The following is a 21,479-nucleotide window of genomic DNA, read 5'->3' as shown; positions in this document are numbered from 1 at the left end:
AAGAACCTCAATATTAATTTGAAATTCAAAGTTATGAAAAAAGTACGAAAGTTGTGCCATTCCGGCACAAACAGGGAATTTTTTAACTTATTCCGTGTGACTAGAGTAGTGTTTATGATCTTGTTGGTGGGGCTGGTACACGTGTCCGCCACCGTGGTGAGCCAGACGGTGCTCAACCTTAAATTAAAAGATGTTACGTTGGAAGAAGCCGTGCGGGGTGCGGAAAATCAGTTGAAACAGGACTTCTTTTTCAATAAACAGGAGATCGACGTGAACAGGAAAGTATCCGTTGAGCTCGTGGACGGCTCGCTGGCTGATTTCGTGCGGTTGGTGTTCGGGAGGAATTATAGTTATGAGGTGGTGGATAACGTGATCGTGATTTCTTACAAACCGGTGAATCAGGAACAGGTGAAGTCCGTCACCATCACGGGGATGGTCATGGATAAGGATAGCGTGCCGCTGCCGGGTGTGACGGTTCTCGTGAAGGGGACGAGCACGGGTACGGCGACGGATATTAACGGGGAGTATAAATTGTCGCTCCCGGAACAGGCTTCTATCGTGTTGGAATTTTCTTTTATCGGTATGAAGACGAGAGCCGTGACGTACACGGGACAGAAAGTGATAAACGTGGTGCTGGAAGAGGACGTGAGCCAGATGGAGGAAGTGGTGGTAACGGGATACCAGAAGATAGAACGTCGTAAATTGACTTCTTCTATCACAACGGTGGATATGGATCGCTTGAAAATGGTAAACCAGCCGAGTATCGACAAGTTGCTGCAAGGGCAGGTGCCGGGTATGACGATCGTGAGCACGAGCGGTGCCCCGGGTGCTGTTCCGCAAATCCGGATACGGGGTACTTCCACGATTAGCGGGAACGTGCAGCCGTTGTGGGTGGTAGACGGTATCGTGCTGGAAGACCCGGTAGACGCGAACGTGGACGATTTGCTGAATAACCGGAACTTGATCGCTTCCGGTATCGGGGGTGTGAACGTGGATGATATCGAGTCGATCAACGTGTTGAAGGACGCGGCTGCCACGGCTATTTACGGTACGCGTGCGGCAAACGGTGTCATCGTGATTACCTCGAAGAAGGGAACGGCGGGGAAAACCCGTGTGACTTATAACGGTAGCGTGAGCGTGGGAATGCGTCCGAAGTTGAAAGACGCGTATATGTTGAACTCGAAGGAACGGGTGGATATTAACATGGAGATGTTGGAAAAAGGATTGCTGAAGGCAAATTCCAATAAAGCGGGCGAATACGGTACGGTTTCTGATTTCGAGCGTTATTTTATCGACGTGCATGATCACAAGATGACGTGGGAACAGTTCCAGCAGAAAGTGAATCGGTTGGAAACGGTGAACACGGATTGGTTCAAGTATCTTTTCCGTAACGCGATCACGCAACGGCATAGTATTAGTATTTCCGGCGGCTCGGAAACGACGACGTTCTATCTTTCCGGTAGTTACATGGACGAGCAGGCAACCGCGAAGGATGTCGGGATGGAAACGTACACGATGGCAGCCAAGGTGTTTACCAAGTTAAGGCATAATTTACGGGTAGGCGGAATGCTCGACGTGAATATGCGCAATAACAAGAGTTTCTTCGCGGTGGATTCACGGGAGAATCCTTACGAATGGGCGATTTACACGACTCGTGCCCATAACGCTTACGACGAGAACGGGGATTTCAATTACATGTATTATAATGATTTGAAATTTAACTTTCTGGAGAATAGGGAACAAAGTTGGCGCAAGTCAAAGAGTTACGGGTTGAAAGGAACGGTGGATATCGAGTGGAAGATATTATCCGACTTGACATTCAGCAGCTTGTTCTCGTTCTCGAAACAGAATACCACGGACGTGGATATCGCCACGGAGGATAGTTATTTCGTGCGTTCCCGCCAGAAGACGATGCAGGATAACACGACGTACGAGTCCGTGTGGCATGACGGGGGATACCGCCGGAGCAGGGGAACGAATAACAGTTCGCTTACTTTCCGTAACCAGCTTACTTATATGCCGGTGATTAACGAGGATCATCGCTTTGACGTGATGGTGGGACAGGAGATACGGACCACGAAGTACGAGGAGGAAACCACGCAGATTTACGGTTACGCCCATGATAGGGGACACCAGCAAATTTTGCAATTGGATTTGATGGCGAAAATCGGGGAGCCTTACTGGGTGGAAAACTTGAACGAGTCGGCAGCCGTTTCGTGGTTCGGCGTGGCGGGGTACACGTTTATGAATCGCTACACGGTGAGTTTCAATGCCCGTACGGACGGCTCGAATCGTTTCGGGGTGAAGACCAACGATCTTTTCCAACCGCTGTGGTCTGTCGGTTTCAACTATCAGGTGAAGGAAGAGAATTTCTTGCGGGACGTGAAATGGTTGACTTACCTGACGCTGAAAGGTTCTTACGGCAGTCAGGGGAACGTGGCGGATGCTTATTCCGATCTGGTAGCGAAGGTAGGTACTATCGATGCCGTGAAGAAGGAGAATTATCTGGTGATCGAGGCGCCGAAGAACCCGAATTTGAAGTGGGAAAAGAATTACTCGACGAACTTGGCTTTGGAGTTCGGGCTTTTCAACCGGAGGGTGTACGGTTCGTTGGAATACTATTACAAGAAGGCTGTGGATTTGTTGGGTAAGAAAGAGGTATCTCTCGTTTCCGGTTTCCCGTCGGTGTCGGTGAACTGGGCTTCGATGAAAAACACGGGGTGGGAGTTTGCCTTGAACACGGTGAATATTGATTTGCAGGATTTCCGGTGGACGTCCAACTTGAATTTCGGTTACAATAAAAACGAGATACTGGACGTGTATTCCACCCCGACGTATGGTTCTATGACTAATGCCCAGCGGACGGATTACGCGTCGGCGGCTATCGTGGGTAAACCGATCAACGGGTTGTGGTCATACCGCTATGCCGGGTTGAATGAAGACGGACGGGCGCAATTCTATGACGCCGAGGATGAAAAAGTGTTGAAGGGTATGAATGACGTCGAAGGTTTGGTGTATTCCGGGACGACGATGCCGAAGATACAAGGGGGATTCACGAATACTTTCGAGTACAGGAATCTGGCGTTGTCCGTGTTGCTCGTGGGCAATTTCGGGAACGTGATCCGCTTGAGGAATATGACCACGGGACAGGCTTTCGCTTACCCGGAAGCGACACAGAATATGTCGAGAGAATGGGCGAACAGATGGCGGAACCCGGGTGACGAGGCACACACGGATATCCCGCGGTTGGAAGCGAACGAATTTGACGATGCCGTGTTCTATCCTTACCCGTCAAATGCCACGATGTACAATAATAGTGATCTGCGAACGGTAAAAGGTGATTTCGTGCGGTTGCAGAATGTTTCTTTGAGTTATGACCTGAAACTGGCAAAGTTGAAAGAGTGGGGGATACAGAATATCCGTTTCATGTTGCAGGGAAATAATTTGCACGTGTGGAAGAATTCAAAACTGAAAGGACAAGACCCGGAAGCGACGGGGGCTATCATGAAATATAGTTCGGCGAGTAACGCGAATGTTTCTTTCGGGAATACCTATTTGCCGTTGCCCCGTTCTTATTCGTTCTCAGTATCTGTACAATTTTAATGCTTTTGATTATGAAGAAGATATTTTATACATCCGTGTTTTTGCTGCTGACGTTGTTCAGCGGTTGTGATTTGCTCGATATAAAACCGGTGAACAGTATGTTGCCGAAGAGCGTGGAGGATTTCGAATCTGTCCTGCTGGGCGGCTATCCCCGGGAGAATTTCTTTATCAATACCGATTTGGCGACCGATAACGTGTACGCGAACTTGAGCGCCACGTCGGCTGTTACCAAGTCGTATGAACCGTGGTTTGTCTGGGCGGCAACGCACCAGTATAACGAGGCGGAGGATACGTATTGGAAACAATTGTACTCGTCTGTATTTTACGCCAACACGGTGCTGGACGAGTTCGCCGGGAAGACTCCCACCACGGAAGAAAAGGCTTTGTTCGAAACGGTTCGGGGGGAGGCTTATGCCCTGCGTGCCTATTGTTATTTCTATCTGGTGAATCTTTACGCCGAGAATTACGCGGACGAGAACATGGATAAACCGGGTGTTCCGATGCCGCTGAGTGCCTCGGACGTGCACCAGAATACCCAGAATAACGTGCGCGTGTCCGTCGGGAAGGTATGGGAACAGATCGAAAAGGATTTGGACGAGGCTTCCAAGGACTTGGTAGGCAAGGAAAGTAAAGGCAAGTATCGTTTTGATTATATTGCGTTGCAGGCTTTCAAGGCTCGTGTCTATTTGTTCACGGGTAAGTACAAGGAAGCGATCGAGGCGGCAAGTTACGTGATCGACGCGAAGTCTTTGTTCGACATGAACGAGATTCAGTCTTACTTGGACGGGTTGGATAAGATTTCAAACGCTTTCAGCTATACTTACGGGTTTATAGACACGGACTACCGGAACGAGGTGTTGTTCTTCGTGGGCGGCAAGGGAAACGGAAACCCGTATTATTATTACAAAACCCGTTTTAAACCGACGGAAGAGTTATTGAATCTTTGCAAGCGTGATCCCGGTGTGGTGGATTACCGGAGATATATTTTCGAATCGAATGCCGATCCGGGGAGTGCCGATTACGCGGAACAGGGACCGACGGTGTACCGGATGTTCGCGACTCAGCAGAGTGATTGTTATTATATCGGGTTGAAGTTGAGCGAGGCTTACGTGACTCGTGCGGAAGCTTACGCCCGGACGGGAGAGAAGGATTTGGCTATCGAGGATTTGAACCGTTTGCTGGTGACTCGTATCAAGAAATCGGATTACGTGGCACTGGATAAGGCTGATTTCACGGCAGAAACCGCCTTGCAGCGGGTTTTGGAAGAACGTCGGGTGGAATTGGCATTCGACGGGGGAATGCGCTGGTTTGATTTGAGGCGGCTCGGTAAGCCGGGTATCCGGCATGCTTACGAGAACGGGCAGGTACACACGTTGAATCAAGGGGATTTGCGTTACGTGTTACAGATACCGTTGTCTGAACAATTGAATAGCCCGAATATGCCGATAAACCCGAGATAGATGACGGATTATAAATTTGTAAATGTATATCATGATGAAATCTAAGACTATATATTTGATGTTGACTGCGCTCGTGTTGTTTTTGAGCGGTTGTAATAAGGAGAGTAAATTGTCCCCGACGGATGATTTGGGGATCGTCGAGATGTTTGGTCCGGACGAGAATGCCGATCCCCGGGTGAAATCGATGTATAACGATTACGGGGTTTGGGTGCGTACTTATTTCAGTAGTATCGACGAGTTGACGAATGCTATCCTTGCGCAGGACGCCCTTGTTGCCATGAGAGGGGCGAAGAATCTGGACGAGGAGAAAATCCCGGAAGTGTTGTATTACTCGGAAGCATTGTTGAGTAACGTGTCGAAAGAATACGCTAACTCGTATTTCCCGCTGGAGTTGTTTTACGTGAAGGAATACGGTTCGCTTTATTGGATTTACCCGGTGAAAGCGTTGGGGCGGAGCAGGCTGATTCTGATGTGGCCGAACACGTCGGAAGGGGCGATAGAGGTGACCGATCCCGTGAATCACTATTACCGGGATTCCGTGTTGGCGTCGGAGGTGTGGAGAAAAATAGGTACCATGATTGTTGCCCGGATGGAGGAGCCTCTGAAAGATTTCGTGGCGGCAGGCAAGGCGTATGATGACGGAGTGGCTTACGAGAAGCTGGGAGATGAGTTCGATAAGGATGAGGATGCTTGGAAAGAGGAGAATCCGGATGCGAATGATGATGACGAAGATGAGGTGAACAGTCGCCCTTACGTGATCAAGTATAAAAAAGCCGTGGCTGAATTGTGCCGGAACGGGGGATATATTACAGGAGGCTCTTCCCGCTCGTTCGAGGGGGATTTTGCGGAATGGCTTCGCTTGTTGGTTATGGAATCTTACGAGAATATTAAGAAGGAGTATCTGGATAACAGTAAATCCCGTGCTTTGAAATACGAGGTGATTACCAAATATTTCAAGGAATACAATTGGGATATTCAGGCTGCCGGTAATAGGTATCGTGAGAGATTTGACGGGTATAAGGAGTAGAATGGGGAACTAAGGTCCATAAGGTCTATACAGTCTGTAAGGTCCATAAGGTCATGGGTGTCCTTCAGACAAGTCTATCGGCAGCTTTGCTGTTATAAAAAAGCACCCCGCGGGGGAGACCAAAGACCTTACGGACTTTATGGACCTTATAGACTTTACGGACTAAAAAAATACATCATGAAAAGAACATTTTTAATATTGATAATATCTCTGTCGTCCGGATGGCTTTGGGCGCAGGAGGGGGTGAAGTTTGAAGAGTTGACATTTCAGGAAGCCTTGGAGAAAGCGAAAGCGGAGAATCGTTGGATTTTTCTGGATGCTTATACATCTTGGTGCGGCCCTTGCAAAATGATGGCAGAGAAAGTGTTTACACGAGCGGAGGCAGGGGACTTCTTCAATATCCATTTTGTCAACGTGAAGTCTGACATGGAAAAAGGAGAAGGACCCGCTTTAGCAAAGAAACTGGGAATTGGAGCTTACCCTACATTCGTGTTGATAAAACCGGACGGGACTGTGCATGATAAATTGGTCGGCGGTTCCGATGTTGCCGGAATTATCAACCGGGTGGAAAATTCCATGAAAAGCGAGAAGACCGTGGGGACTTTAACTATGCGTTACGAGCGGGGAGAACGGGATAAACAATTTCTATTGGAGTATTTGGAGGCTTTGTTGAAGGTAAGCGATATCCGGCAAGTGAGGGAAGTTGCTGCATTGTTGACAGAGCAATTGACTGACACGGAAAAGGTTGAACCGACGTGTTGGAGTTTGTTTGATAATAATGATTTGGCTCCTTTCGGTTCTGCTAATTATCATTTTTTACTGGAAAACAGAAAACAGTTCTATCGGCACGTGGGGCGAGAAAAGGTAGATACCCGCTTGGCAAATCTATACGCGGGAGTGCTTTCCTCTATTGTTTGGGGACGGGATACTAAAACGACCCCGGACGATGTTAAAGTGATGGAACGTGTTATCCGTGAGTTGCAAACAGACCGGAAGAAACAGTTATTAGCCTACGTGGCTATGGCGAATGCCTATAAAAAGAAAGATACGGGTAAGTTGTTGAAATTATGTCGTAAAGAATTTCCCCGCTTCTCGGATGCCGATGTGATGATGATGGTTATGCCTGTGTCTGTTTATTTCCGGTCACAGGAAGATAAAGAGGCGTTGAAGGAATTCGTGGAGATTGGGAAAGCGTTTATTCCGAATTTGAATATTCAGGCTAATGTTGATTACGTGTCGTATTATTTCACGGAGTTGGAGAGGCAGTTGTAAGATTATTTGTTTGTTTTCGGTTTATAAGACCGCCCTGTTTACGGGGCGGTTTGTTCGTTTTAAATAAACGGTTCAAAAAAAAATGAGATGAGGTGTTGTGGGAACGGAATTTCTAGCTATTTTTGATAGCAAGAAATGAACGTTTGATGATGTGCCAAAAAACGAATTTCATTATTTACTAAGGTCTAAGTCTTTTTTATACATTAATTTGTAACACAACAACTTATCCATATTCGATATTTTGGATAATCTTTATGATTTTATATCTTAACAAACGTTCATTTAATGGAATTTAGATGTGAATATAAATAATTGGAGTTGACTGATTTATCTAATCCGGATGATGTACATGGGTTGCGAAAGCGAGATCCTCGTGTTTATGAGATAATATTTAAGAAATATTATCCGAAACTTCTCGTGTTTGTGAATCGACATGTTGGAGATCAGGATGTTGCGCAAGATATAGTACAGGATATTTTTTTCAAATTGTTTGAGAGCAGTCGTTCTTTACCGGATAACTTTAATTTAAAATCGTGGCTTTATAAAGTTGCTCGAAATGCCGCACTGGATTATTTACGTCATTTGCAGGTGATAGATCGTCATAAATTTCTGATGGCTGACGCTATGATCGTGGCTGAGGATGTGGATGAGAATGTTGATGAGGAAATATATGATCGGGTAAATCAAGCTGTTGAAAGTTTACCGGAACAATGTCGCTTGATTATAAAATTGAATGTAATCGAGGGTAAAAAATATTTGGAAATCTCGGAAGAGTTAGGAATATCAATCAATACGATTCGTACACAAGTTTCCCGGGGATACAAGAAATTAAGGGATATATTGTCCAATGAAAGGGATACATTAATTCTTGTCATTTATATACAGTGAAGAATACTCTTTGGTAGTAAATTAGTTGTAATTTTCAAAAAAAATAAAATTCTTGTCACACAAAACAAGAGGCAAGCCGTTATAGGAGTGCGTTTGAACATTGAATTGTGAGAAACAAGGAGGGGAGTATAGAAGACAAGTTTGTACTTTTTTATAAACAACTCAAAAGCATGAACAAAAGTAACATTTGGATTGAGGCATTGTACGAATTTAGACGTGCACGCAGGAGTATCTTATTTCGATTATTTCTGGTTTTGGCAATTTGTGGGCTTATCCTTTACCAGTTCACATCTTTAGGAAGCAGTGATTCCGGTTCGGTAAAGCATGTGTTACAATTTGCTCCGGATTGGACTTCTTTGGCCTTATCCTCGGCAATACCTTTTAAAAGTGCTTATTACTTTAATATTATCCAGTTACTTTTTATCGTGTGTTTTGTGGTGAACGATTGGAGAATGCTAAACGTGGGTACCAGAGATGCGTTGTACGTTCGTCCGCAGGGGAACAACGAGATGGTCACAGGGTATGCTTTGGGGCTATTGCTTGTTTTTACTCTACTCAATTGGTTTTTATTCCTGACTTCAATTATTTTTAATATTGTCTTGTATCCCGGGTCTTTTAATTTGTTTTATTATTTATTCTATTGGATCACTCTTACGTTACCTGCTTCTGTTTATTTTCTTGGTTTTTCTTGTCTTGTAATCCGTGTTATCCGTAACCTGGGGATAAGTTTAATTGTGTCGTTTTTGTTACTGGGCGGGATAACTTTTTTAGGGGCTGGATTTTTGCATGGGGTGTTGGATCCTTGTGCCCGTTATCTCCCGAATATGTTTTCAGATTTCACGGGACACGTGAATCTGGGGAATTATTTGTTGCAAAGAGGAAGTATTTTGTTGACGGGAGGTAGTTTTGCGGTGTTCTCGATTATCCCTTACCCGAGAATCTTTAATTACGTGCGGAGTCGGAAAGTCTGTTTAAGCATTGCTTGCATTTTACTTGTGTTTGCCGCGGGAGGAGCGTTTATTTATCTTGGTCGGTACGGGAAAAAAGAGGAGTTAAGGGAAGTTTACAAGGGAGTGTACGAGAAATATGAACGAGATTCCAAGATTCGGGTGGTAAGCAATGACTTGCACGTGAAGGAACTTGCAGACGGGGGGATTTCCGTGAATAGCCGGATGACTGTTAAGAATAGGACTTCGGGCGAGGTACCTTTGATCATGTACTTGAATCCGGGTTTGAAAATTACTTCAATCAAGGTGGAGGGGCATCCTGTTTCTTTTCGGAGGGAGTATCAGGCTGTGCTTGTGGACGAAAAACTGATTCCCGGAGATTCGCTGGAAGTTATGATCGATTACGAGGGGAATATTGAAAATGCCTTTTGTTATTTGGACGTATCTTCCGACGAGTATTATTCCCCGGACGTGAATGCCAGCGGGATCTTTCGTCACGGTAATACTTCAGCCTTTTGCGAGAGAGGGTACAAATTGTTGCCCCCGAAGTGTTTGTGGTATCCCGTGGGACTTCCCCCGTACGGAGCCTCGGGAGGAATGGATTTGAATTTTACCCGGTATTCGTTAAGGGTGGAGCATGATCCCGCGTTAATCGCGATAGCCCAAGGAGAAACAATTGAAGAGGGAAAAGGGGTAACTTCGTTCCGTTTTACTCATGACATGCCTGGCATCAGCCTTTGTATTGGTAATTACAAAAAGCGGACAATAACGATCGCACTGGGTCTTAAGTTTGATACGACCCGATTGACACTCTATTATCATCCGGGACACGAGTATCTTCTCGAACGATATGATTTTCCTGATGAAGAGATTATGATGAAATTGAAAGATATGAAGAGTATATTGGAACAAGAGGAGTGCTTGAGTTTTGATGAAAAATTCACGAAGGAAGATTGGGCGATGGTGTACAAGTTGAAAGACAGTTCCAGAGATTTGAATGAGGCTTTTGAAATCGTTCTCGCGAGGAAAGGTTTTGACCGAATCAGTCATTACCCGTACCGGTGGTTTACCCTTTTGGAAGTACCATGTAGCTATCATGTTTTCCCCGATTTGATGCAATTAACCGGGGAAAGAGAACAGGCCGGTCTTGTGTTTCTTCCGGAAAAATTACATTCCGTGAGAAATTACCGGTATGAGGTTCCAAAGGGGGAAGAGGAGAAAAAAGGAGTAATGAGGATGTTCAAGTACGAGACGTTTGACCCGATTTTCGGGAAAGGAAGTTGTAATATAAGACCTGCATTCCGCGGAAAAACGACTTTTATTTCCTCTGCCGAGATACCACTAATCAATGAAGCTATGAATTACGCGTTGTTTCGTTGTCAACGGAGTATTGTTTATTTTGAAGAGAATAATTTTGACGTGATAGAATACTTGAAACATGGAAGTTTGAAGGATGCGTTGCATGATAGGTCGTTATCCCCGGAAGAGTTGCGAAATATAATTCAAAAGAAAAGCGAAGAATTGTGTATGTCTATCATGTTAAATGTCAAAAGTGACTCATTCCTCAAATTTCATCATGACATTTTGAAGAAAAATAGTTTTAAAGAGGTGGCTTGGGAAGAGTATTGTCAACAATTTTATCAATCTTTCGGTTTGCGTCTGGATTCTCTCGCTGAGCGCTGGTATGGCTCCAATCGGTTGCCTTTGTTTGACATCCGGGATGCACGAGCAATCGAGTACGGAGAGAGGGATGACGACGTGATGTTTAGTTTTAAAGTGTTTAACCGAGGTGATGTGCCGGGGCTTATTGCTACAACTGATTTGCGGGTATGGACAATCCCACCGCACGAAGGGAGGATGATCACGGCAAGGGGGCGAGGAAAGAATTTTAATTTTTATCGTATAGAAGCACCTTTGGCACAAAATCTTCCGGATAGTTGGAAGTTGTCGTTAGAGAAGGATGTTCGAGGATGGGTGGATACTGCGACTCGTGTGGTTCGTGTCGATTCTTCCGTTTTCTTTCAAAATAGAAATGCGGATGAGATTATCGTTGATAATGAGGCTCCCGGCTTCAGGGTGGTGAAGTCAAAAGATTTTAATCTCTTGTCTTTGCTGCGGAAAGATGAAGGACGTCCTGAATATGATGCCAAATATTCTCGTCAAACCACATGGACCCCCGTGATAAATGGCGGTTTTTATGGTTTTCCCATTCGAAGCGCGTATGTTAAGCAGGCGGGGACAGGCAAGCAGAAAGTGGAATGGAGTACCGAATTGCCTCGAGAGGGTAAATATGAAGTGTTTTTTCATTATGCAAAACCAACGTATATCGATATGGATAGAAAACAAGAGTTTTATTACTCCATTTTCGACGGGAACGGGGAGCATGAGGTGGTGGCATTCGTGAATGGAGATGACGTGGGATGGATCTCTTTAGGTGTGTTTGATTTTACGAAAGAGGCGAGAGTGACCTTAAGTGACAGGGATAGAAAAGAGCAAATAAAAAGGAACAATAGAGTTATTTCTCAAGAGTTAGTTGCTGATGCTGTGAAATGGGTTTGGCTAAAAGAATAATTTACACGAGTGAAAAATGATTTTTTTAGATAAAAAATAAAATTCTTGTCACACAAAACAAGAGGCAAACCGTTATAGGGGTGTATTTGAACATTGAATTATGGAAAACAAACAAATATCAACCCGGTTAATATATCGAAAGGTAGAAGGACTTCTTTCTCCGGCAGAGGAGGAAATTTTTGACACGTGGTTGAATGAAAACATGGAACATCGTCGTTATTACGAGAAGATACGAGAAGAGTTATCACGGGATGAAAAACGGGAGTTGTCGGAGTCTGAATTGCAGAAAGCATGGTCGGTATTTGAAAACCGGATGCAGAAACAGAGAAAAGTAGAGAAAAAGCGTTATTTTATCTGGAGTACGGGAATTGCGGCGGCTGTGGCTATCGTGTTGGGGTGTTGTCTGTTTTTGTACACGTATAAACGCTCGGAGCTCAAGATACAATCTGCCGTTCAAAACATTGTACCCGGGCAGAATAACGCTGTATTGGAATTAGCGGATGGGTCCGTGTATTATTTGGGAGAGAAACATTATTCACTTCAAGAGAAAACAGGAAACCGGATTATTGCCGATAGTACAAAATTGAGTTACGTGTCGCCACAAGAAGAACAAGGCACAAGAGAAATCGTGTATAATAAATTGAGTGTACCGAGAGGGGGAGAATACCAGATAGAACTGGAGGACGGGACTAGGGTGTGGCTTAACTCTGCTTCCCGGCTGAATTACCCGGTTGCTTTTGCCGGAGAGAGCCGGGAAGTGTACTTGGAGGGTGAGGCTTATTTCGAGGTAAAGCGGGATACGGCAAGACCGTTTGTCGTTCATGCCGGGGAACAGGATATCACTGTTCTGGGAACAAGTTTTGGCGTTACTTGTTACGCGAGTGAGGTGAGCGACTATACGACTTTGGTTTCGGGAAAAGTGAAAGTCAATTTTAGAAAAACGGATAAAAGCTATGTTTTACAACCGGGGATGCAAGTTGCTTTTAATAAGGAAAGCGGTGTGGTGACGGAACGGAATGTGGATGTGGCGGAATACGTTGCTTGGAAAGATGGAGTGTACGTGTTCAAGCAAAAGCGTTTGGAAGATATTCTTACCACGTTAGCACGCTGGTATGATTTTCAAGTTTTCTACCGGAGTGAAGACGTGAAGAATGTTATGTTCTCGGGAGAAATAAAACGATTTGGTGATTTCAGCTATTTGTTGAGTTTGATAGAACGCACGAGTGATGTGAAATTTATAATAGATAAAAAAGTAGTACAAGTTATGAGATAGAAAAATGAAACAGGAGAATACGGCAATATTCCCCTGTCACACGATAAGCCGGCAAGCTTATTCGATTGTTTAATTTTTACAACACAAATCTATGAAAAAAAGAGGTAAAATGTACACGCCTTTCAAAAAAAGGTGGTGTAAAAAAATGATTTTATTAATGAAACAGCTTTGTATCTTTTTGCTGGTGTTTAATTTCGGATTGAATGCCGCCGTTCATTCACAAAATCAACGGGTCACGGTTGATTTGAGGAATGCGGGAATCGAGGAGTTGATTACCGTTATCAAAAGTCAGTGCGACATGGGATTCTTGTATGATTATAACAAGATCAAAACGGTGAATAATATCACTGTAAAAATGCGGAATGCCTTGTTGGCCGAAGTCCTTGTAAACGCTTTGAGAGGTACCGGATTTATCGCGGAGATAGAGAATGACATGATTATTATCAAGGAGGCTCCCAAGGATGAGAAAAAGGAAGCCAAGACGATCATGGGAAAGGTCACGGATCATAAAAAAGAAGCACTTCCGGGAGTCACAGTGTTGATCAAAGGTACTTCAGTAGGTGTGGTGACGGATACGGCTGGAGTGTATAAAATCACGTTGCCGGATCAGAAAGACATTACGCTGGTATTCTCGTTTATAGGTATGATTTCCAAGGAAGTGAAGGTGACGAACCAGAAGGAGATTAACGTGATGATGGAAGAGGACGTGGAGGCTTTGGATGAAGTGGTAGTGACGGGGTACAACAATATCAGGAAATCGAGTTTCACGGGAAACGCGACTGCGGTGACAAGGAGTGAGTTAATGAAAACGAATAATAAGAATATTATCAGTGCGCTTCAGGTGTTTGATCCTTCTTTTCGTATACGGGAAAATTCGATGTGGGGTTCAGACCCGAATGCATTGCCTGAGTTTAATATTCGGGGTGAATCGAGTATCGGTATGAAGAAAGGGTTGGATGTAGAACAAATGAAACAAGAACAACATACCGATTTGAAGGATAACCCGAATCTCCCGATATTTATTATGGATGGTTTTGAAGTAGATGTGCAGAAAGTGTATGATATGGATATGAACCGGGTGGAGGGGATTACCATATTGAAAGATGCTGCGGCCACGGCAATGTATGGATCCCGTGCCGCGAATGGTGTTGTGGTTATCACGACAATCGCACCCAAACCGGGACAATTGATGGTGAGTTATAATGGAACATTCTCTTTAGATCTTCCGGATCTTTCTGATTATAATGTATGTAATGCCGCGGAGAAACTTGAATTGGAACGTTTGTGTGGGGTGTATAGTCCAGATAATGAGTCTCTTGCTGTGGATTACGAGATGAAATATAATGAGTTGTTGCAACAAGTGTTAAGAGGGTATGACACGGATTGGATGGCTCAACCTTTGCGGAATGTGTTTAATCATAAACACAGTGTATATGTCGAAGGGGGTGTTGAAAGTATTCGTTATGGGGTTGATTTGAAATATGAAACAAATGGGGGAGTGATGAAGGGGTCATATCGGGATCGCATGGGGGCAGGATTAACCTTGGATTATCGCTATAATAAATTGCAAATACGTAATTATGTTTCTTATAATTCAACCCGTTCTCAAAATTCTCCTTATGGAAATTTTAGTACCTACGTTGATATGTTGCCTTATTGGCGAATTCATGATGATGAGGGTAAACTGATACAATCGTACAGACCTCTATTAGGTCGTGATATTGCTAATCCGTTATACAGTGCTACATTAGATAGTTATAGTGGAAAGACCAGATATAACGAGTTGATAGACAATTTTAATATTAATTGGTATTTAGCGGAAGGATTGCAGTTTAAAGGACAGTTTAGTATCACGAAAACGGATACCAAAACAGAAACGTTTAAGGACCCTCGGGACCCGTATTTCGACACGCAAAGAGTATTTAATACTATTGACGAATTGGGACGACTGGATCGAGCTTTGACAGAAAGTTACAGTTGGACGGCAAAAGGTCTTTTTCTGTACAATCGTCAGTTTAAAAAACATTTTATTAATGCAACTGCCGGAATTGAAGCGGTGGAATCCCACTCTTCAACGAATAGTATGACTTTTGAGGGCTTTCCTATGGGAACGGTACATTCTTCCGAATTTGCCGCTCAGCAAAAGGACAAAACAAAACATGATGAAACGAACTCTCGTTTGTTCGGTTTATTGGCTAGTGTGAACTATTCTTATAATGATATTTATCTTTTTGACGGATCATGGCGTTTGGATGGTTCTTCTCAATTTGGTGCGGATAAGCGTTTTGCTCCTTTTTGGTCTGTGGGTGCCGGTATCAATATTCATAACTATGATTTCTTGAAAAACATGGGAATGATTACCTTGTTAAGGATTCGCGGATCATACGGAAGTACCGGTAAGGTGAATTTTCCTTCTTATACGGCAGTAACTACTTATTCAATGGATAGTGACGCGTGGTATTACACGGGACCTGCTTCTTATCTTTATTATTTAGGAAATGAGAAATTGAAGTGGGAAACGACCAACACTCTTGATGCCGGGATTGAATTCGGTTTATGGAATGGATTGTTGGACGTGAAGGTAAATTATTACCATAAGGAAACGGAAGATATGATTGATGAAACTTCAATACGCCAATCATCGGGTTTTTCAACTTATTATTCGAATGCGGGGACTGTTGTGAACAAAGGTGTGGAAGTTGATTTAAGAGCCACTCTATATAGGGATAAAGACTGGATGGTAACAGTTATCGGTAGTGTTGCATCCAATCGTAATGAAATAACTAAATTAGGTAAAGCGGCGGAGGCTTACAATAAGGCTTTGGATGAGAATTATAATGACCGGGCAGAAAGTGGTTATTATATCGGTTTACGGAGTGCTCCATTAAAAAGATACACGGTGGGGGCTTCTACAACAGCAATTTATGCCGTTCGTTCTGCCGGAATAGATCCGTCTAACGGTAAGGAAAAGTTTATTAAGAAGAACGGGACCAGTACCTATACATGGGATGCCAATGATCAGGTTGTTGTTGGCGACGAGACTCCGGATGCTCAAGGGGCTTTCGGGTTGAATGTATCTTATAAAGGATTTTTCTTGAATGCCTCTTTCCTTTTCCAATGGGGAGGGCAGACTTATAATGAAACTTTGATTAATCGGGTTGAAAATGCCGATATTACAAATAAAAATGTGGATAAACGGGTATTGGCTGAACGTTGGAGACAACCGGGAAACAGGGTGCCTTATTATGATATGAAAGCGAATCCTTATATTCGTCCGACTTCCCGTTTCGTGCAAGATTATAATTATTTGTCTTTTAATAGTCTGTCTATGGGATATGACTTCCCCACTAATTTGATTAGCAGGTGGCATTTGGCTTCTTTGGGAATACGTTTTAACGCGAATGATCTGGGACGTTGGTCAAGTGTGAAAGAGGAACGGGGAATCAGTTATCCTTATGCCAGAAATTATAGTTTAACCTTGAATGTCGGATTCTAAAAAATAAAGAGATGAAAACACGTATAAAATTATTATTATTCGCGATGGCTTTTATCCTGTCTTCTTGTGAAAGCTGGTTGGATTTGAAGCCTGTGACGCAAGCCACGGAAGAGCAAATCTTTAGTACGGCGGAAGGTTATCGTTCTACATTGAACGGGTTGTATAAGAATATGGGAAAGTCATCGCTGTATGGAAAGAATCTGTCATTTGCGATGTTGGATGGTTTTTCTCAGCAATATGATCTTAGTCCTGAAAATAATGGGGCGAAAGAATTTCAGGCTTGTGGAGAGATGAATTACGGGCAGGTACAACTGGCAGCAAGTATCGAAAAAACTTGGATGGCTGCTTATAATGTTGTTGCCAATGCAAATAACCTGATTCAGAATTTAGTGGAAAATACAACTCCTGAATTATTTGAATTTGGGGCAATGGAGCGCAATATGATATTAGGAGAGGCTTATGCGTGTCGGGCGTTGATGCATTTTGATATGTTACGATTGTTTGCCCCCGCTCCGATAAGTGACGATGGAGCAAATTATGTTCCTTATGTAGAGCAATATCCTAATATTCAACCGGCAGGGATATCGGTGAAAGAGTGTATCAATAAGGTTATAACCGATTTGGAGCAAGCGAGAGAACTTGTGTTTGATTTTGATACTTCGGCACTCGCGATGAATGCCGTGTGTACGGGAGATGCCCGGTTTTATAATAAATTCCCGTCTTACACGGAATTAGCGAGTAAGCCTAGTGCGTTGACGGATTTTTTCAAAGGACGCGGTTACCGTTTGAACTATTATTCGATAACGGCTTTGTTGGCTCGCGCATACCAATATGCAGAGAGATATGATGATGCTTTTGAAGCTGCAGATGCGGTGCTGAAATTTAAATATGAAGCCAGCCAATGGGATAAATTTACATTTTATGAATTCAAGACTACGGGAATAATGAATGGGACAGATAATAGGGTTTCGACTTTTGAAGGTAAGTCCAACTTGCGTCTGGTTGACAATCTGATATTTGCAGTGTATAACGCGAAAGCCTATGACGAATTGAATCTAGAAACGTATTTTTTGAAAGAATCCACTGGTTTCGTGGGACAATACTTTGTTGTAAGGACAGATGATATCTTTAAATCTTCAAAAGGTAATGATGAATCTGCCAACGACATTCGTTACACGAAAATGATTTTCATGGCACAAGACAAATACCCTGTTTCCGGCAAATGGTTCTATCATGAAGATGAAGCGATGCGTAAAAAAAATGTGACAATCCTTCCCGTTATTCGGGGAACTGAAATGCAATATATCATGGCGGAGTACTATGCTCGAAAAGGAAATTGGACAGAGGCTGCTAATAGTTTGAATGAGATTCGCCGGGCTAGAGGATGTTGGGATGATATCTCTTTTGATAAATGGGAAGATTTTGTGAAAGAGTTGATTGTTGACGCTCGTCGGGAATGGATTTCTGAAGGACAATTGTTCTATTTATATAAACGATTGAACGCAGATGTCGATTTCGGAAAAGGCGTGAAACGTCCTTTCAAACGGCAGGAAGCTGTTGTTCCTATGCCGGCAAGCCAATCTATGTAAAATTTAAAAGTAAAATGAGATGAAAAAACAATATGTGATATTTATGTTACTGTTGGCTGTTGCGTTCGGGGCGTGTGACAGGAGAGAGATTGAAATATTTACTGATAAGAATGAAATTTATTTCGAGAAGTTCTATATCGATGAAGTGTATCCCGGCTTGGCACAGGCTGATTCCACTGTAGCTTCTTTTTTCTTTTATCCTGATGGAACCAAGGATATTGAAGCAGCCTTGACCGTGTTGTTATCCGGGGATACGTTGAAAGAGAATCGAGAATTTCAATTGAAAGTGGTAGAGGAGGAAACTACGGCTAACCCGGAGGAATATACAATAGATCCGGCGTATGTTTTTCACACCAATACAGTGAACAAAGACTCTAATGATGTGCGTGATGTAATCAAGATAAAATTTCACCGGAGTGACCGGATTGAGTCCATGCCGAACGGAGTTACTTTGGTTGTTGAAATTATACCCAACGAGTATCTGAAATTGGGACAGATTGAGCGGACTCGGGCTAAACTGATCTTGACAACGGTAGCTGATAGACCAACATGGTGGAATAAAGAGGTCGAAAATAATTTATTAGGAGATTATTCAGGGAAAAAATATAAATTGTTTTTGAATGAAATAGATAAAAAAGCGGAGATGAGTGAGGAGTTAATCGCTAAACATCCGGATAGAGCTATTCAATTGACACTGGAGTTCAAAAATTGGCTGTTGAATCAAGACCCAGTAATTCTGGATGAAGATGAAGAGCCAATGGAAGTTGCTTTATAATTTTTAATTAGATGTCCTATGAAAACCAAATATATATATATAACATTATTTGTTGCACTGTTTATGGCAGGGTGTTTTGAAGATGAGGGAAATTACACTTATCTGCCTGAATCATCTCCAACTTTTCTTTTTAAATCGCCCAACCACATGTATTGTTACGAGGGAGAAACGACAATTATGAAAGGGGAATTCCGTTTTGATACGCCGGATTCGTTGGAGAGAATGGCTGATTTGAGTTTTGAATGGAAACTGAATGGCGTGGTGTTATGTACGGAAAAAGATTTTAATGTTCCCACGGATGAAGCGATGGAAATGCTCGGGCTTTCGGAGTTTCCTTCGTCACATTTAGTCGGGAGTTATAGTATAACGGAAAATTCGACAGGATTAAAGTATATGACTACCGTGTTATATAATTTTGTTCCTAAATATGGTAAAGGAAATTGGATGATTCTTTCTAAAGACGGAGGAAATTCAAAACTTTCTTACCAGCGGATGACGAAAAAGAATAACGGAAATAAAGTAGATACGACTTTTGAAAATACGGTAGGGATTTATCGGATGATGAATGGAGTGCCGATACCCGGGAGTCCCCGGAAATTATTAGATCATCACGCTCCTGCGCTATCTGCTTATTCCGGTGCCACGTTGATTCTTACGGATAAAGTCGCTTATGAGGTCAGTAATGAAAGCCTCAAGAAAGCAAGTGATTTGAAAGATGAGTTTCTGGATGGAACTCCGGTGAATTTTAGTATTGTTGATGCCTACTATACGAAGCAGCTGACTTTTTTGGTGGCAGAAGACGGTCGTCTTTTCCGTCGGTTATTTTCCGATAATTATTTAGGCGGGAAATTTTTGACGGAATCGTATGAGGTGGATGCTAAAGGATATGAGATAGATTTTATTGCCAATGGTCAGACGGCAACGTGGACTTCCCATCGTTTAGTTTATGACAGAAAGAATCATAGAGTATTGTCAATCAATCAGTGGTATACTCCTTTTGGAGCGATTTTCCCGATAACACCTTTGGGTTCAGGGCATAGCGTTCCTGTTTGGGATTTGGGTGAGGAGGTCGAGGTTTTGGCTATCAGTGAAAAAGGAGAAGAGTATTTAAATCCTTATACTGCAAACTTATTCAGAATGATTTATAATAAAGCCGGTAAGACTTATATTGCTGATTTTGTTCTGGATAGTAATCCTCCAGCCTATTATGCCAGTGCACTGAATAATTCTTATATGAAAGAGGTGGAATGTCCGGTACAATTGACAAAAGCGGATAAAATTTTAATAACATCTGCCAATAGTCCGGGTAATTACGGAAAGTTTATTTTTTACACCAAGGATAATGAATTGCGCTATATTGATTGTGGAAGTAATTATCAAGAAGGTATATTTATGACTTTTGACGATAAGGTGACTGCGATACATTATGACTTATCTTCTTCTAGACACAAAGAATTTGGTGTCGGATTGGCTAACGGAGATTTTATGAGAGTGGATATTCGAGATAAAAATAAACCTTTTATAATTAAAAAATCGGTGTTTAACGTAGGAGGAGAAATTGTAGATGTTTCTCAAACTTCGACACGAGAGTATAATGCAGAATAAGAAACGTATTTGTATGTAAATCACTAATTGTATCGTATGGAAAATTCTATTGTAAGAGTGGAACATTTGTCCCACAGGTACTCTGTGCATTGGGCTATCAAGGATATAAGCTTTGAAATAGCTGAAAATGGGGTAGTTGGCTTATTGGGTTCGAATGGAGCTGGGAAATCTACTACTATGAATATCATTTGTGGGGTATTGAATCAGACCGAGGGAAATGTGTTTATAAACGGAATTAATTTGAGGGAAGATTCTGTTGAAGCCAAAAAGTATATTGGTTTTTTACCCCAGCAGCCGCCGTTGTACACGGACTTGACCGTGGGTGAATATTTGAAGCATTCGGCTTTTTTACGGTTGATGCCAGCAGAGGAAGTGCCAAGGGCTGTTGAGCGGGCTTTGGAACGTTGTGCCATTACTCATTTTCGGGATCGTCTGATAAAAAATCTGTCAGGCGGTTACCAACAGCGGGTGGGAATAGCGCAAGCTATCGTGCACAATCCCAAGTTCGTGGTATTGGATGAACCCACGAATGGGTTAGACCCGAATCAGATCGTGGATATTCGGAATTTGATTCGGGAGATTGCAGAGGAGCATGCTGTTTTGTTATCCACTCATATTTTGTCGGAGGTTCAGGCTATCTGTGACGATATCAAGATGATAGAACACGGACGATTGGTATTTTCCGGCAGTATGGAAGATTTTGACAATTATATCGCTCCCGAGAGTTTTGTCATCAAACTTGGTCGAGCGCCCGGTAAAGCAGTGTTGGCTTCTTTGTGTGAGAATAAAGGTGTCGAGGAACTGGAACCGGGATGTTTTCGGATTTATTTTAAAGAAGATAGCGGAATTACGGAAAAATATATAGAAGCAAGTGAAGCGAATGATTGGGAATTGAGAGATTTGGTGGTAGAACGTTGTTCTTTGGATGAAATATTTGCGCAATTGTCAGGAAAAACAAAAAATATGGAGTAAG

At 42.9% G+C, this 21,479-nt stretch carries 12 protein-coding genes; all 12 read left to right on the top strand.

Annotation, left to right across the window (positions count from 1 at the left end; all coding sequences use genetic code 11):
* Positions 1 to 33 precede the first annotated feature (33 nt).
* Positions 34 to 3,603, top strand: a complete 3,570-nt coding sequence (locus H8S64_RS17445) for a SusC/RagA family TonB-linked outer membrane protein (protein WP_186977754.1) — start codon at positions 34 to 36, stop codon at positions 3,601 to 3,603.
* An 11-nt stretch (positions 3,604 to 3,614) separates the two neighbouring features.
* Positions 3,615 to 5,063 (top strand): RagB/SusD family nutrient uptake outer membrane protein, encoded by a 1,449-nt coding sequence (locus H8S64_RS17440; protein WP_186977752.1) that lies wholly within the window; start codon positions 3,615 to 3,617, stop codon positions 5,061 to 5,063.
* A 31-nt stretch (positions 5,064 to 5,094) separates the two neighbouring features.
* Positions 5,095 to 6,090 (top strand): hypothetical protein, encoded by a 996-nt coding sequence (locus H8S64_RS17435; protein WP_186977750.1) that lies wholly within the window; start codon positions 5,095 to 5,097, stop codon positions 6,088 to 6,090.
* 177 nt (positions 6,091 to 6,267) lie between these two features.
* Positions 6,268 to 7,362 carry a thioredoxin family protein gene (locus H8S64_RS17430; protein WP_186977748.1) on the top strand — a complete coding sequence of 365 codons (1,095 nt, stop codon included), beginning with the start codon at positions 6,268 to 6,270 and terminating at the stop codon, positions 7,360 to 7,362.
* A 312-nt stretch (positions 7,363 to 7,674) separates the two neighbouring features.
* Positions 7,675 to 8,250: an RNA polymerase sigma-70 factor gene (locus tag H8S64_RS17425; RefSeq protein WP_099290182.1), complete on the top strand. Its 576-nt coding sequence runs from the start codon at positions 7,675 to 7,677 to the stop codon at positions 8,248 to 8,250.
* Between the two features lie 170 nt (positions 8,251 to 8,420).
* The gene (locus tag H8S64_RS17420; RefSeq protein WP_186977746.1) at positions 8,421 to 11,768 is read left to right on the top strand and encodes a golvesin C-terminal-like domain-containing protein; all 3,348 of its coding nucleotides are present in this window, start codon (positions 8,421 to 8,423) and stop codon (positions 11,766 to 11,768) included.
* 100 nt (positions 11,769 to 11,868) lie between these two features.
* Positions 11,869 to 13,041, top strand: coding sequence for a FecR domain-containing protein (locus H8S64_RS17415; protein WP_186977744.1), 1,173 nt, complete (start codon positions 11,869 to 11,871; stop codon positions 13,039 to 13,041).
* Between the two features lie 91 nt (positions 13,042 to 13,132).
* Positions 13,133 to 16,537, top strand: a complete 3,405-nt coding sequence (locus H8S64_RS17410; RefSeq protein ID WP_186977742.1) for a SusC/RagA family TonB-linked outer membrane protein — start codon at positions 13,133 to 13,135, stop codon at positions 16,535 to 16,537.
* Positions 16,538 to 16,548: 11 nt separating this feature from the next.
* Positions 16,549 to 18,126 carry a RagB/SusD family nutrient uptake outer membrane protein gene (locus H8S64_RS17405; protein ID WP_186977740.1) on the top strand — a complete coding sequence of 526 codons (1,578 nt, stop codon included), beginning with the start codon at positions 16,549 to 16,551 and terminating at the stop codon, positions 18,124 to 18,126.
* Between the two features lie 19 nt (positions 18,127 to 18,145).
* On the top strand, positions 18,146 to 18,901 hold the full coding sequence (locus H8S64_RS17400) for a DUF4843 domain-containing protein (protein WP_186977738.1): 756 nt from the start codon (positions 18,146 to 18,148) through the stop codon (positions 18,899 to 18,901).
* A gap of 18 nt (positions 18,902 to 18,919) precedes the next feature.
* Positions 18,920 to 20,506: a PKD-like family lipoprotein gene (locus H8S64_RS17395; RefSeq protein ID WP_186977736.1), complete on the top strand. Its 1,587-nt coding sequence runs from the start codon at positions 18,920 to 18,922 to the stop codon at positions 20,504 to 20,506.
* A gap of 36 nt (positions 20,507 to 20,542) precedes the next feature.
* Positions 20,543 to 21,478 carry an ABC transporter ATP-binding protein gene (locus H8S64_RS17390; RefSeq protein ID WP_186977734.1) on the top strand — a complete coding sequence of 312 codons (936 nt, stop codon included), beginning with the start codon at positions 20,543 to 20,545 and terminating at the stop codon, positions 21,476 to 21,478.
* The last annotated feature ends 1 nt before the right edge of the window (position 21,479 follow it).

The organism is Butyricimonas hominis, assembly GCF_014287455.1.
GTDB classification, from domain to species: Bacteria; Bacteroidota; Bacteroidia; order Bacteroidales; family Marinifilaceae; genus Butyricimonas; species Butyricimonas muris.
The sequence above is the reverse complement of the archived record's forward strand: the minus strand, read 5'-3'. Positions and strand labels throughout refer to the sequence as shown.